We start from the raw sequence: 13,410 nt of genomic DNA, 5'->3' as shown, positions 1-13,410 counted from the left end.
ATAAACGCTTAAGTGCTTGAAATAAGAATGGCCTTATGAATAAAGGCCATGATTAATTGCATTTAACGCATTATTTCGCATGATTGGCTTTGACAATCTGATCAAACACACCGCCATTGTCAAAATGCTGTTTCTGCACCTTGCTCCAGCCGCCAAACTCCTTATCAATGGTCACCAGTTTTAAGGATTTAAATACACTGCTGTACTGCTTCAAGACATTCGCATTACGTGGACGGTAAAAGTTTTTCGCAGCCACAGTTTGCCCAGCAGGTGAATACAGATAATTCAGATAGGCTTTGGCCAGATGTTCATTACCATCTTTCTTGGCATTCTTTTCTACAATCGCCACCGGTGGTTCAGCCAGAATAGACAGAGAAGGGGTAATGATTTCAAATTTTCCCGGCTGTTCGCGGACAGCTAAATGCGCTTCATTTTCCCAAGCGAGTAATACATCCCCAATGCCGCGCTCAGCAAAAGTGGTGGTGGCACCACGCGCACCAGAATCCAGTACTTTGGTTTGTTTGTAGATTTGACGGACAAAGTCTTGTGCTTTGGCATCATTGCCACCTTTTTGATGTTTGGCCCACGCCCAGGCAGCTAAATAATTCCAGCGCGCCCCACCTGAGGTTTTCGGGTTTGGAGTAATAATGTCTACGCCCGGTTTAACCAGATCGCCCCAATCCTTGATTCCTTTTGGATTGCCTTTACGTACCAAAAACACAATCGTCGAAGTATAAGGCGTCGAGTTTTGCGGGAATTTCTTCTGCCAGTCTTTCGGCAGCAAACCGCGCTCTGCAATTTCATCAATATCTGCCGCCAGTGCCAGTGTCACGACATCTGCATCCAGACCATCAATCACCGCACGTGCCTGTTTGCCTGAACCGCCATGCGACTGTTTATAATTGACTTCCTGGCCAGTGGTTTTTTTCCAGTAAGCACTGAATTCTTTATTAAAGTTGTCGTACAATTCGCGAGTCGGGTCATAAGACACGTTCAGGAAATCTTTTGCTGAAACGCTTAAGGCGCTTGCTGAAAGTAGCGCTGCCAGTACCCCAATTTTTAATTTACGCGTGTTCATTTTTTGCCTCAAGTTTTTTAGCTTTTGTTAGATGAGGCAAGAATAGCTTGAGATTTTTTGCATAAAAAATAATTAAAAAAGAATTGGATGTGAGTAAAAAAGATATATAGGTGAAGCCTGAATCTGACTGCTCAATTTTTCATTTTAGAGGCTGCAAAATATGCTGTATTTAAAAAATGCCCAACAGGTCAGCCAGATAGATGTGCTGGATCGTGGCTTTCATTATGGTGATGGCTGTTTTACCACGGCCCGGATTCGGCATAACCGGATTGAATTATATGATCGTCATCTGGTACGTTTGCACATTAGCAATCAGAAATTAAGCCTGAATGCCAATCTTGATCTGATTGCAGAAAGCTTACAGATTTTACGTGCATCAGAACATGAACTGAATGGCACATTGAAAATCGTGCTGAGTCGTGGAATTGGTCAGCGCGGTTATAGCTTGCCGGATCATCCTGCAGATCTCTGGCTATTTTATTATCCTCAAACCGTACAGGATTTTAAGTTTGAGCAGATTCAAAGTGGCATTTTACAGCAGGCATTAGGACTGACGATGCCGAGTCTGGTAGGGCTAAAAACCTTAAACCGTCTAGAGCAGGTTTTGCTGAAACAGGAAGCAGATCAAAGCGGCTGGCCTGAGGCCCTGGTGACAGATGTACAGGGCGGTGTTGTCGAAGGGGTAAGCAGTAATTGTTTCATTCGTATAAACAATACATGGATTACGCCGGAACTTCGTTATAATGGCGTCTTCGGTGTCATGCGTGCAGAAATTCTACAACGTATGCAAGATCAGGGAATTAGCTGTCAGCAACGCTGTATTGATATGGATGAAATCAACCATATTCAAAGCCTGTTTTTCTGCAATGCACTCAGCCCGATGAAAATTGTCACGCAATTTGAGCAGCGAACCTTGGATGGCGATGCTTGTATTGAAATTTTTAACCGTCTTCGATTGAACCAGATGTCTTAATATGTCAGCTTCCAAACCTAAAGCCAAAAAGAAAAATAAAGCGAGATTCTCCTCATCTTTCAAAGGAATTGCCTTGGTCCTGATGGGGATTGCTTTGATCTTGGCGTTGATCCTGAAAAGCAGTTTGTGGAAGGAGTATCCTGTCGAAGGAAAAAAACAGCTGCTCGCGATTGAATCTGGTCAAACCTATTCCGGTTTTATTGATCGTCTGGCCAAAGAAAATCAGGTGAGTTTTCCGATCATTCTCAAGCTGTATCAGCGCATCATGATTCATGACAGCATGAAAGCGGGCGTGTATGAAGTGCGCCAGGGCATGAGCATCCGTCAGGTCTTGGAGATGATTTCCGATGCAGACAATGCCCAGATGAGCCGGATTCTGGTGATTGAAGGAACGACTTTTAAGCAACTGATTGATGCCCTGAAGAAAAATGATCTGGTCACCAAAGAAGTGCTGCATCTGCCTACTGAGCAATTACTCAAAGAACTGAATATTCCGTTTTCACATCCTGAAGGGCTGTTTGCACCGGATACTTATTTCTTTGCCAAAGGTGAAACTGACCGTAAAATTCTGACCAATCTTTATCAGCGACAGATGAAAGCACTGGATGAGGCGTGGGCGAAACGTGCAACTGATCTGCCATATCAGAATAAATATGACGCGCTGATTATGGCATCGATTATTGAAAAAGAGACCAGTGTAGATCGTGAATTGGAACAGGTTTCTGGGGTATTTGTACGCCGTTTAAAAATTGGCATGCGTTTACAGACCGATCCAACAGTGATTTACGGAATGGGCGATAATTATAATGGCAATATTACCCGTAAAGATTTACGCACACCGACGCCGTATAACACCTATACTATTTCAGGTTTGCCGCCAACGCCAATTGCGTTGCCAAGCAAGAAAGCCATTGAAGCAGCCATGCATCCGGATAATTCTGACAACCTGTATTTTGTCGCTACCGGTAATGGTGGACATAAGTTCACGAGCAATCTGAATGACCACAATAAAGCCGTACAGGAATATCTGACGATTTTACGCTCGAAAAATAAGGAATGAGTATGTTTATTAGCTTTGAAGGCACAGAAGGTGTAGGTAAAACCACGCTCATTCGTTCGATCTATGAAGATTTTATCGCCCAGGGCAAAGATGTTATTTTGACTCGTGAACCCGGTGGAACCCCGATGGCTGAGCAGATTCGCTCGCTGTTGCTGGCTGTGAACCATGAAGAAGCCATGGCGCATGATACCGAGCTGTTATTGATGTATGCGGCGCGTGCCCAGCATCTGGCACAAGTGATTCTGCCCGCATTAGAAGCTGGGAAAATTGTCTTATGTGACCGTTTTAGCGATGCCAGCTTTGCCTATCAATGTGCAGGTCGGGGTCTGAGCGAAACCAAGTTGCAGTTACTGAATGACCACTTTGTCGCACGCATGCCGGACATCACGTTCTGGTTAGAAGCACCTATTGAACTGGGGATGAACCGAGCACGTGAACGTGGTGCGCTGGATCGCTTTGAACAGGAAAAAGTCACTTTCTTTGAGAAAGTGAGAGCGGGATATGAAACTTTATGGCAACGTCATCCTGAACGGATCAAACGTCTGGATGCAACTCAAACGCCTGAGCAGGTATTTGAGGAGGCCTTAAGTTATTTAAAATAAGCTTGGAATTAAAATACTTTTTATTTAATTTTTCTCTAGGTTTATCTGTGAAGAATCTTCTATATTAAGACTGATATAGAAGATTTTTTTAATAAGATGAAAACGACCAAAACAGAGATAGAACAATTTTTACAACAAGAATTTCCACAAAGCCTGGAGAAGTGCCGGATTGAAGCCATTTCTCCGCGTGGAGCCACTCTACTTTATCAGGTGAGATCAGAGGAGTTGCGTCCAGGCGGTACCGTTTCTGGTCCAACCATGATGACCTTGGCGGATTTTGCTCTTTATGTCGCCATTCTGGGTGAAATTGGATTGGTCGGTTTGGCCGTGACCACTAACTTGAATATCAATTTTTTACGTAAACCTTCTGGTGGAACGGATATACGGGGAGAATGTAAGCTGATCAAGGTCGGCAAGGCACTGATCGTGGGAGAAGTCTGGATTTATTCGATAGATCACGAAGAACCTGTGGCGCATGTGACCGGAACATATTCAATTCCACCACAACGTTAAATATTTGAAATTAGAAGACTGGCTATAAATAGCCTAAGCTGACTTTGAGCAAATAAAAATCTAAAAAGAAAAGGAGATATCATCCAAGGATGTTATCTCCATCGACTTTTAACAATTCACCAAAGGTGTTTCCACTTCAAAATTTGGTGGGACGAGGACTGTTTTGCGTAGTTCTGGTAGCAGCTCTGGATAATCCAGGGTGAAATGCAGACCGCGAGATTCTTTGCGGTGCATGGCACAGCGTACAATCATCTCGGACACCAGCACCAGATTACGTAACTCAATCAGATTTTTGCTGACCTGGTAATCCTGATAATACTCGGTAATTTCTTTTTTCAGCATTTCAATACGATGTAATGCACGTTCCAGACGCTTCGTCGTGCGTACGATTCCGACATAGTTCCACATGGTTTGACGCAGTTCATCCCAGTTTTGCAGAATCACCACATCCTCATCCGGGTTGGTCACCTGAGAATCATCCCAAGCTGGAACTGTAGGAGCTGGCTGATCGGCCTTGAAATTTTCCTGAATGTGCTTGGCTGCACTCATTCCATAGACAAAACATTCTAAAAGTGAGTTACTGGCCATACGGTTAGCACCATGCAGGCCAGTATAAGAGGTTTCCCCAATTGCATAGAGTCCAGCAATATCAGTCTGACTGTTTTCATCGACCACGACGCCACCGCAGGTGTAATGGGCTGCCGGAACAACTGGAATCATGTCCTTAGTAATATCAATACCCAGTTCGAGCAAACGAGCATACAGGGTAGGGAAATGTTCTTTGACAAAGCTTTCATCTTTATGGGTAATGTCCAGCCAGACATGACGAATACCGAGTCGCTTGATTTCATAGTCGATGGCACGGGCCACGATATCACGCGGTGCGAGTTCGGCGCGCTCGTCAAAACGTAGCATAAAGCGTTCACCATCAGGCAGGCGCAGATAAGCGCCTTCGCCGCGCATTGCTTCAGTAATCAGGAAAGAACGTGCTTGCGGATGATAAAGACAGGTCGGATGAAACTGGTTAAATTCCATATTTGCGACCCGGCAGCCGGCACGATAAGCCATGGCAATACCATCACCCGTAGCAATATCTGGATTTGAGGTGTAAAGATAAGCTTTCATAGCACCGCCACAGGCAAGGGCGGTAAATGGCGCTAAAAAGGTATGCACTTTCTCAGTGTTTTCATCCAGCACATATAAACCCAGCGCACGATTATCGCCGTCTAAACCGAGCTTTTGTGAACAAATCAGGTCAATCGCAATATAATTTTCAAAGATTTTAATATTCTGTTTTTCTTGGGCGCGTTGTACCAAGGTGGTGGAAATGGCACGACCCGTGGCATCGGCCGCATGAATAATTCGGCGCTGTGAATGGCCACCTTCACGGGTGAGATGTAATTGTTCCTGTTCATCGAGGGTAAATTGAACGCCATGTTTCAGCAGGAAATCAACCGAGGGTTTGCCACCTTCTACCGTCTGTTTAACCGCATCCATTTCACACAGTTGCGCACCTGCAATCATAGTGTCATCAATATGTTGTTCAATCGAATCCATTTCATCCAGTACTGCGGCCACGCCACCTTGAGCATAAAAAGTGCTGGCATCTGTCAGGGTAGATTTCGCCAAGACTGCAATATTAAAATGATCTGGGAGCGATAAGGCTAAACTTAAACCGGCACCGCCACTGCCCACAATAATGACGTCAAATTGATGGGTAAGGGATAAATTAGACATGTCCATCAGCTAATTTTAAAAAAAGTTTGGTAATAACAGCGCTTTTTTGTACAAAAGGCAAGCGTTGAAGTGCTCATTTATTGATGAAAAAAATTAATAAAAGCTTTAACTTAATGCTTTAATAATGAGATATTGCGCAGAATAAAGTATTGAAACATATTATTACTTAAACTTTACAGTGTTTGTGATAAAACCTATTTACATAAATTTATCAACAATTTGAGTGAATAATTTATATGAAAATTCTAGACTTAAAAAAAGGATTATTTGCAGCGACTCTCACCATGAGTGCTGCACAGTTGCAGGCGGTCACGCCGGTTGATTTTTCAAATCTGGTCGAGCAGGTCAGTCCTGCAGTGGTCAGTGTCAATGTCGTTAAAAAAATGAGCGAAGAAGAGCTCTTACAACAACAAGTGCCGGAAATTCTGCGCCGCTTTTTTGGCAATCAGGTGATTATTCCGCAGCAGCGTATGCCACAGGAAAAAACCGGTTATGGCAGTGCATTCTTTATCAGCAAGGATGGCTATCTGCTGACCAATCATCATGTGGTTGAAGATGCTTCCAAAGTCACCATTACCCTGAATGACCGTCGGGAAATTGATGCCACTGTTGTTGGGAGTGATGCACGAACTGACGTAGCTTTGCTTAAAGTTAATGGCTCGAATTTTCCAGAATTACGGACAGGGGATGTAGGACGCTTACGTGTTGGTGAGCCTGTACTCGCAATTGGTTCGCCATTTGGTTTTGATTATTCAGCTTCTGCCGGAATTGTCAGTGCCAAAATGCGTAATATGATGGGTGAAACTGCAGTACCTTTCATCCAGACAGATGTAGCATTGAACCCGGGTAACTCAGGTGGCCCTCTGTTTAACCAGCGTGGTGAAGTAGTCGGTGTCAACTCACGGATCTTTAGTGGAACCGGTGGGTATATGGGCTTATCCTTTTCGATTCCGATTGATGTGGCAATGGAAGTTGCAGATCAACTGAAGAAGAATGGTAAAGTGACCCGCTCTTATCTGGGCGTAAGTTTACAGGATATCGACCGTAACCTGGCCGAATCTTATAACTTACCTAAACCAGAAGGTTCTCTGGTAACTCAGGTTGCACCAAACTCTCCGGCTGCACGTGCAGGTCTGCGTGCCAGTGATGTCATCTTGAAATACAACGGTACCCCAATTTCACGTACCAGTGAACTGTTGAACTATCTGAACCGTACTGCACCTCAGCAGCAGGTACAACTTGAAATCTTGCGTGATGATAAACGTCGTAGTATTGCAGCGACTTTAAGTGCGGCACCAGATGATACTCCGGCAAAAGCAGGCACACAGGCTCAACCAAACAAAGGACCAGTGATCGGGGTTTCAATTCGTGACTTAAGTCCAGCAGAGTTGGCGAGTCTGGAAATCAAAGGCGGTGTGGTGATTCAGGATGTACGTCCGGGTGGTATTGCAGCACAGGCACGAATCATGCCGAATGATGTGATCACTCAAATTAATAACCAGACAGTACTGAATTCAAATCAGTTTGTGCAGGAGGTGTCTGAACTGAAAAAGGGTAGCATCGCGCGCGTGACTTTGATTCGTCAGGGGCAGCTTGCGGTGGTCGGGATGCGTATCTCATAAAATTGCTAGATTTTTGTGAAAGACCGCTTGTATAAGCGGTTTTTTATTTTTTGCAATTTACCCCAGCGATAAATTCGGTAGACTCTATAGCCTTAAAATCATGGAAAGGATAACAGCAAAGTGAGTGGTATTTTTGATCTTTCTTTAAAGGTACAAGCCAAACATATTGATGGTTTGGGTCATGTGAACAATGTGGTCTATGTGCAATGGATGCAGGATGTCGCATCAGCTCATATTGAAAAACTGGGCTTGGGACTCAAGCAATATGTAGAGCTGAAACATGCCATGGTCGCAGTTGAACATCAGGTGCAATATCGCAAGGCAGCTTTTGAAGGAGACGAGATTATTCTGCGCACTTGGCTGAATGATATCAATGCCCTGTATTCCTTTAGACAATACGCATTTTATCGACCACAGGATCAGACCCTGTTGTTTAACGGCAGTACGCAATGGGCTTGTATCGAAATGGCCACGGGGCGTCCAAAACGTATGTCACCAACTTTTACTCAGGCTTATCAGCCACTTTCAGAGCATGTAAATCCTTTTGACTTTTCAACTTTACATCTGGATTAATGAGGCAACATTTTCCAGTTTGATCAGTACATCTGGATAATATTGAGGAAGAAGTGGAGCTGGGGAGCTATTTTCTAATCATGGTGATCCAGATTTCATCTGACTGAGGTGTACGCGACCTAGGGAATAAAGGAAAAAATATAATTCTTTTTCTAGATCACCATTCTGCTATAATCCTTCGCAATTTCTATTCGGCTTTTGTTATGTAATATTTTTAAATTACATAGCGTGTTTTTTCTCAAGGTAACCCATGGCGCAAGCTAAAAAATCTGTTGATATTAAAAACATTCGTAACTTCTCGATTATTGCGCACATTGACCACGGTAAATCGACCCTAGCGGATCGCTTTATTCAAACTTGTGGCGGCTTGCAAGATCGTGAAATGCAGGCTCAAGTCCTTGACTCAATGGAGCTTGAGCGCGAACGTGGGATTACCATTAAAGCCACTTCGGTAACCTTGTACTATACGCATCCCAACGGTCAAGAGTATCAGTTGAACTTTATTGATACACCGGGACACGTCGACTTCTCGTATGAAGTCTCACGCTCCCTTGCTGCCTGTGAAGGTGCCTTGCTGGTTGTAGATGCTGCGCAGGGCGTAGAAGCACAGTCTGTTGCTAACTGCTATACCGCAATTGAACAAGGTCTGGAAGTACTTCCGGTACTGAACAAGATCGACTTGCCGCAAGCTGAACCTGAACGTGTCATTCAGGAAATTGAAGACATTATCGGGATTGAAGCCACAGAAGCGCCGACCTGTTCTGCAAAAACAGGTTTAGGTATTGAAGGTGTGCTTGAAACACTGGTCAATGTAATTCCTGCACCTGAGGGTGATCGCGAAGCGCCATTACAAGCGCTGATTGTGGATTCATGGTTTGATAACTACCTGGGTGTAGTTTCTCTGGTTCGGGTCAAGCAGGGTCGAGTGCGTAAAGGCGACAAGATGTTGATCAAATCAACTGGTCAAACGCATATTATTACTTCTGTAGGTATCTTTAACCCGAAACATACTGAAACCGGTATGCTGGAAGCGGGTGAAGTTGGTTTTGTCATTGCCGGTATCAAAGATATTTTCGGTGCGCCAGTCGGTGATACGATTACTCTGGCAGCGACACCTGAAGTGGCAACATTACCGGGCTTTAAAAAGGTGAAACCGCAGGTTTATGCCGGTTTATTCCCAATTGATGCCAGCGATTTTGAACCTTTCCGTGAAGCATTGCATAAGCTACAAATTAATGACTCGGCCTTGTTCTTTGAACCTGAAAGTTCAGATGCACTCGGGTTTGGTTTCCGCTGTGGCTTCTTGGGCATGCTGCACATGGAGATCGTACAAGAACGTCTGGAACGCGAATACGATCTTGACCTGATTTCTTCTGCGCCAACTGTAATTTATGAAGCGGTGATGAAGAATGGTCAGACGATTTATATCGACAGTCCATCCAAAATGCCGGATGGTTCAACCGTTGAAGATCTGCGTGAACCGATTGCTGAATGTCATATTCTTGTGCCGCAAGAATACCTGGGTAACGTCATGACATTGTGTGTTGAGCGCCGTGGTGTGCAAAAAGACATGAAGTTTATGGCGAATCAGGTTTCTATTACTTTCGAAATTCCAATGGCCGAAGTGGTGATGGATTTCTTTGATAAATTGAAGTCTTGTTCACGTGGTTTTGCATCACTCGACTATAACTTTGTCCGTTTTGAAAGCTCCTCTTTAGTCAAAGTAGATGTCTTGATCAATGGTGAAAAAGTCGATGCCTTGGCGATGATCTGTCACCGTAACGATGCACGCCATCGTGGTATTGCACTGGTTGAAAAAATGAAAGACCTGATTCCACGTCAAATGTTTGATGTCGCGATTCAGGCGGCAATTGGTGCGCAAATCATTGCACGTTCGACTGTGAAAGCGATGCGTAAAAACGTATTGGCGAAGTGTTATGGTGGTGACGTGTCACGTAAGAAAAAACTTCTGTCTAAACAGAAAGAAGGTAAGAAACGCATGAAACAGGTGGGTAGCGTAGAAATCCCGCAAGAAGCGTTCTTAGCCGTATTAAAAGTCGAACGCTAAAATAATAAGGATATAAGCCCATGGATTTTGATTTTAATTTGATTCTTGTGCCTGCGACCCTGTTTTTTGTCGCAGTGTGGTTGCTAGACAAGTTTGTCTTGAAACAAAGACAAACCCGAGGTAAGGGCCATGAGAATTTTATTATCACCTGGGCTTATGACTTTTGGCCGGTACTGACCATTGTGCTGGTACTGCGTTCGTTTTTATATGAACCTTTTAATATTCCATCCGATTCGATGGTGCCGACGCTGGAAACTGGTGATTTTATTCTGGTGAATAAATTTGACTATGGCATCAAACTGCCTATGGTCAATACCAAAATTATTGATACCGGCAGTCCGGAACGTGGTGATGTGGCGGTATTCCGTTATCCACCGCAACCGACCATCAGTTATATCAAGCGTATTGTCGGCTTGCCAGGCGATCATATTGTTTATGATCATGGCCAGTTGAGCATTAATGGTGAAAAAGTAGCGAAAGTTCCAGTAAAATTTAGCCGCGAAAAAGACCGTTTAGATACTCCAAATGCCATTTACCATAAAGAAACCCTGGGTGAGCATACCTTTACCATGCGTGAGCTGGAAGGCGTGAATGTCGCTCGTCAGGCACCTTTTATTAACTACTTGGAAAATGGTAAATATTCAGGTGAAAATGGTTTATATTGGGAAGTGAAAGTACCAGAAGGTCATTACTTTGCGATGGGGGATAATCGCGATCAGAGTGCTGACAGTCGTTTCTGGGGGCTTGTTCCGGAAGAAAACTTAACAGGTCGTGCCTTCTATATCTGGATGCATAAAGAACCTGGCTTTAAATTGCCATCGTTTGGTCGAAACGGAACAATCGATTAATTGTTTCAATCAGGAAAATAAAAATGAGACATCAACAAGGTGCTTCTTATATTGGGGTTTTAATTGCAATCGTGGGCTTTGCATTTCTTGCAAAAGTGGCGATTGCGGTGTGGGGACCATACTTCGATGATCGTATGGTAGATGGTGAGATTGAGGCGCTGTTAAAAAGTGCTCCAGCCAATATAACGCCAGAAAAATTCCGTCAACAGATGAGTCAGCGTTTAGAAATGAATAATATTCGTGATCTAAAGTTTGACGAAATTGCCAAAGTTACCAATACCGATGGTTTACAGGTGCACAAGAATTATGAAATTCGTAAAAATTTCATAATGAATATCGATTTAGTGATGAAGTTTGAGAAAGAGTTTGATCAAAGCACAGTCAAAGCTAAATGATGAACGTCTTGCCAAACGGATCGGCTATCAGTTTAAACAGGCTGATTTGCTGAAACTGGCATTGACTCATCGTTCAGTCAGTCATAAACACAACTACGAGCGCCTGGAATTTCTGGGCGATTCTCTTTTAGGGATGATCATTGCGAATTATCTTTTTAATGCCTATCCAAGCGAAAATGAAGGCCGGTTGACGCGTATGCGTGCAACCCTGGTTCGTCAGGAAGCATTAGGAAAAATCGCCAATGATTTAAAACTGAGCCAGAATTTAATTCTCAGTACCGGTGAATTGAAATCTGGTGGTCATCATCGTGAGTCTATACTGGCAGATACAGTAGAAGCCATTATTGGCGCAATCTATGTCGACTGCGGTGATCTCACTGTGCTAGAACCGATTGTGTTAAAATGGTACGAGCCATATTTAGATCATATTGAGCCGACAGATCAGCTTAAAGATCCTAAATCTCGCTTACAAGAGTATTTACAAGCACGTAAGAAACCTCTCCCAGTTTACGAGGTTGTAGATATTCAAGGTGATGCACCTAATCAGCATTTTAAAGTGGAATGCCAGATTGCGGGATTGCCGACCATGCAAGGCGAAGGCGCGAGCCGGCGTTTTGCTGAACAAGCCGTTGCGGCGGATATTTTGAAACTTTTGGAGCATAAGTCTTAATGACTACTCATTCCGATCACATTGATGCTGATCACGAGTCGCAAAGCGACAGTCACGACCTTATTAGTCAATTTTTTAGTGCACAAGGCACCGAGATCCCATCGGATTATCGTAGTGGTTTTGTTGCCATTGTAGGTCGCCCGAATGTGGGTAAATCTACCTTAATGAACCATATTCTGGGTCAAAAACTTTCGATTACCTCACGTAAACCACAAACTACACGTCATAAAATCGTGGGGATTGATTCACGTGAAAAATCTCAGGCGGTATTTGTCGATACACCGGGGATGCATAAAAAAGAAGTCCGTGCCATCAATAAAATGATGAACCGTGCGGCACATTCGGCTTTACGCGATGTGAACCTGGTTTTATTCGTAGTGGATGCACAAAAGTGGACGCCAAATGATGACCTGGTTCTGGAAAAGCTGAAAAATGCTGAAATGCCAGTGATTCTGGTGATCAACAAGCTCGATACTTTTGAAAACAAGAACGAAGCTTTGCCGCTGATTCATGAACGCGAAAAGCTGATGAACTTTGCGGAAATCGTACCGGTATCTGCGCTTCGTGGTGCCAATCTTGAACATTTACGTGACACGATTGCCAAGTATCTTCCGTTCCAGCCACCACTATACTCACTGGATCAACTGACCGATCGTTCAGAGCGTTTCCTGGCGTCTGAAATTATCCGTGAAAAGATCATGCGTCAGCTGGGGGAAGAGCTTCCATACGATTTGACCGTTCAGATCGAATCATTCAAAACTGAAGAGCCGGTCTTGAATGAAAAAACTGGTCGTATGAAAGCTGCCTGTACCTATATTGATGCCACGATTTTTGTCGATCGTCCGAGCCAAAAAGCCATTGTGATTGGCGAGAAAGGTGTCAAACTGAAGAAAATCGGTATGGATGCGCGTCTCGACATGGAAAAAATGTTCGAGCAAAAAATCATGCTAACCCTTTGGGTGAAAGTCAAAGGTGGCTGGTCTGATGATGAGCGTGCATTAAAAAGCTTAGGTTATAGTGATATCTAAGCGATAAAAATTTGTAAGACCCTTTAAGGAATGCCGTGATGATAAAAGTGTTAGCAGTAGTTGTATGTGTTTTATTCCTGCAAGGCTGTATTCATAAAGTGGTCACGGTTCCTGTCAAGGTGGCTTATAAAACCACAAAAGTCGCAGTCAAAGGTACTGCGGCTGTTGTGGGTGCAGTGATCCCGGATGGGGATGACGAAGAAGATGATAAAAAATCAAAAAAAGATAAGGATTAAAGTACCC

Annotated in this window: 14 protein-coding genes; 12 read left to right on the top strand and 2 right to left on the bottom strand. The window is 43.8% G+C overall.

Features of this window, described 5'->3' with window-relative positions; all coding sequences use genetic code 11:
- Positions 1-70: 70 nt before the first annotated feature.
- Positions 71-1,078 (bottom strand): sulfate ABC transporter substrate-binding protein, encoded by a 1,008-nt coding sequence (locus tag AC1IR0_RS02775; RefSeq protein WP_164542959.1) that lies wholly within the window; start codon positions 1,076-1,078, stop codon positions 71-73.
- Between the two features lie 160 nt (positions 1,079-1,238).
- Between AC1IR0_RS02775 and pabC the strand changes: the two genes are divergently transcribed.
- The 4 genes from pabC (at position 1,239) to AC1IR0_RS02755 (ending at position 4,226) form a co-directional block, all read left to right on the top strand.
- On the top strand, positions 1,239-2,051 hold the full coding sequence (pabC, locus tag AC1IR0_RS02770) for an aminodeoxychorismate lyase (RefSeq protein WP_409666395.1): 813 nt from the start codon (positions 1,239-1,241) through the stop codon (positions 2,049-2,051).
- Position 2,052: 1 nt separating this feature from the next.
- Entirely contained in the window at positions 2,053-3,111 is a 1,059-nt protein-coding gene (mltG, locus tag AC1IR0_RS02765; RefSeq protein ID WP_005247523.1) for an endolytic transglycosylase MltG, read from the top strand.
- 2 nt (positions 3,112-3,113) lie between these two features.
- Entirely contained in the window at positions 3,114-3,713 is a 600-nt protein-coding gene (tmk, locus tag AC1IR0_RS02760; protein ID WP_409666396.1) for a dTMP kinase, read from the top strand.
- Between the two features lie 96 nt (positions 3,714-3,809).
- On the top strand, positions 3,810-4,226 hold the full coding sequence (locus AC1IR0_RS02755; protein WP_164542957.1) for a PaaI family thioesterase: 417 nt from the start codon (positions 3,810-3,812) through the stop codon (positions 4,224-4,226).
- Positions 4,227-4,334: 108 nt separating this feature from the next.
- Here the strand turns inward: AC1IR0_RS02755 and nadB are convergent, their stop codons facing one another.
- Entirely contained in the window at positions 4,335-5,969 is a 1,635-nt protein-coding gene (gene nadB / locus AC1IR0_RS02750; RefSeq protein ID WP_409666397.1) for an L-aspartate oxidase, read from the bottom strand.
- 230 nt (positions 5,970-6,199) lie between these two features.
- On the opposite strand from nadB, the gene AC1IR0_RS02745 reads away from it, so the two are divergent.
- The 8 genes from AC1IR0_RS02745 (at position 6,200) to AC1IR0_RS02710 (ending at position 13,403) form a co-directional block, all read left to right on the top strand.
- A complete protein-coding gene (locus AC1IR0_RS02745; protein WP_005247518.1) occupies positions 6,200-7,585 on the top strand; it encodes a Do family serine endopeptidase in 1,386 nt (461 codons plus the stop codon).
- Between the two features lie 120 nt (positions 7,586-7,705).
- Positions 7,706-8,158 (top strand): acyl-CoA thioesterase, encoded by a 453-nt coding sequence (locus AC1IR0_RS02740; protein ID WP_004645622.1) that lies wholly within the window; start codon positions 7,706-7,708, stop codon positions 8,156-8,158.
- Between the two features lie 250 nt (positions 8,159-8,408).
- Complete coding sequence (gene lepA / locus AC1IR0_RS02735) at positions 8,409-10,226, top strand: translation elongation factor 4 (protein ID WP_004731667.1); 1,818 nt, start codon at positions 8,409-8,411, stop codon at positions 10,224-10,226.
- 20 nt (positions 10,227-10,246) lie between these two features.
- On the top strand, positions 10,247-11,074 hold the full coding sequence (lepB, locus tag AC1IR0_RS02730) for a signal peptidase I (protein WP_409666624.1): 828 nt from the start codon (positions 10,247-10,249) through the stop codon (positions 11,072-11,074).
- A gap of 23 nt (positions 11,075-11,097) precedes the next feature.
- Positions 11,098-11,469 (top strand): DUF4845 domain-containing protein, encoded by a 372-nt coding sequence (locus AC1IR0_RS02725; protein WP_004279063.1) that lies wholly within the window; start codon positions 11,098-11,100, stop codon positions 11,467-11,469.
- On the top strand, positions 11,441-12,139 hold the full coding sequence (gene rnc / locus AC1IR0_RS02720) for a ribonuclease III (protein WP_004279062.1): 699 nt from the start codon (positions 11,441-11,443) through the stop codon (positions 12,137-12,139). The genes AC1IR0_RS02725 and rnc overlap by 29 nt, the downstream gene beginning before the upstream one ends.
- Complete coding sequence (era, locus tag AC1IR0_RS02715) at positions 12,139-13,167, top strand: GTPase Era (RefSeq protein WP_409666626.1); 1,029 nt, start codon at positions 12,139-12,141, stop codon at positions 13,165-13,167. Before rnc ends, era begins: the two co-directional genes overlap by 1 nt.
- A gap of 38 nt (positions 13,168-13,205) precedes the next feature.
- Positions 13,206-13,403 (top strand): NF038104 family lipoprotein, encoded by a 198-nt coding sequence (locus AC1IR0_RS02710; protein WP_005263469.1) that lies wholly within the window; start codon positions 13,206-13,208, stop codon positions 13,401-13,403.
- Positions 13,404-13,410 lie beyond the last annotated feature (7 nt).

It is taken from the genome of Acinetobacter sp. 129952 (assembly GCF_056642055.1).
This window is presented reverse-complemented; position numbering and strand designations above follow the sequence as displayed.

Coding starts and splice junctions, on each gene's coding strand:
- AC1IR0_RS02775 (WP_164542959.1), bottom strand. CDS start 1,078: ATGAACACGCGTAAATTAAAAATTGGGGTACTGGCAGCGCTACTTTCA.
- pabC (WP_409666395.1), top strand. CDS start 1,239: ATGCTGTATTTAAAAAATGCCCAACAGGTCAGCCAGATAGATGTGCTG.
- mltG (WP_005247523.1), top strand. CDS start 2,053: ATGTCAGCTTCCAAACCTAAAGCCAAAAAGAAAAATAAAGCGAGATTC.
- tmk (WP_409666396.1), top strand. CDS start 3,114: ATGTTTATTAGCTTTGAAGGCACAGAAGGTGTAGGTAAAACCACGCTC.
- AC1IR0_RS02755 (WP_164542957.1), top strand. CDS start 3,810: ATGAAAACGACCAAAACAGAGATAGAACAATTTTTACAACAAGAATTT.
- nadB (WP_409666397.1), bottom strand. CDS start 5,969: ATGGACATGTCTAATTTATCCCTTACCCATCAATTTGACGTCATTATT.
- AC1IR0_RS02745 (WP_005247518.1), top strand. CDS start 6,200: ATGAAAATTCTAGACTTAAAAAAAGGATTATTTGCAGCGACTCTCACC.
- lepA (WP_004731667.1), top strand. CDS start 8,409: ATGGCGCAAGCTAAAAAATCTGTTGATATTAAAAACATTCGTAACTTC.
- lepB (WP_409666624.1), top strand. CDS start 10,247: ATGGATTTTGATTTTAATTTGATTCTTGTGCCTGCGACCCTGTTTTTT.
- AC1IR0_RS02725 (WP_004279063.1), top strand. CDS start 11,098: ATGAGACATCAACAAGGTGCTTCTTATATTGGGGTTTTAATTGCAATC.
- era (WP_409666626.1), top strand. CDS start 12,139: ATGACTACTCATTCCGATCACATTGATGCTGATCACGAGTCGCAAAGC.
- AC1IR0_RS02710 (WP_005263469.1), top strand. CDS start 13,206: ATGATAAAAGTGTTAGCAGTAGTTGTATGTGTTTTATTCCTGCAAGGC.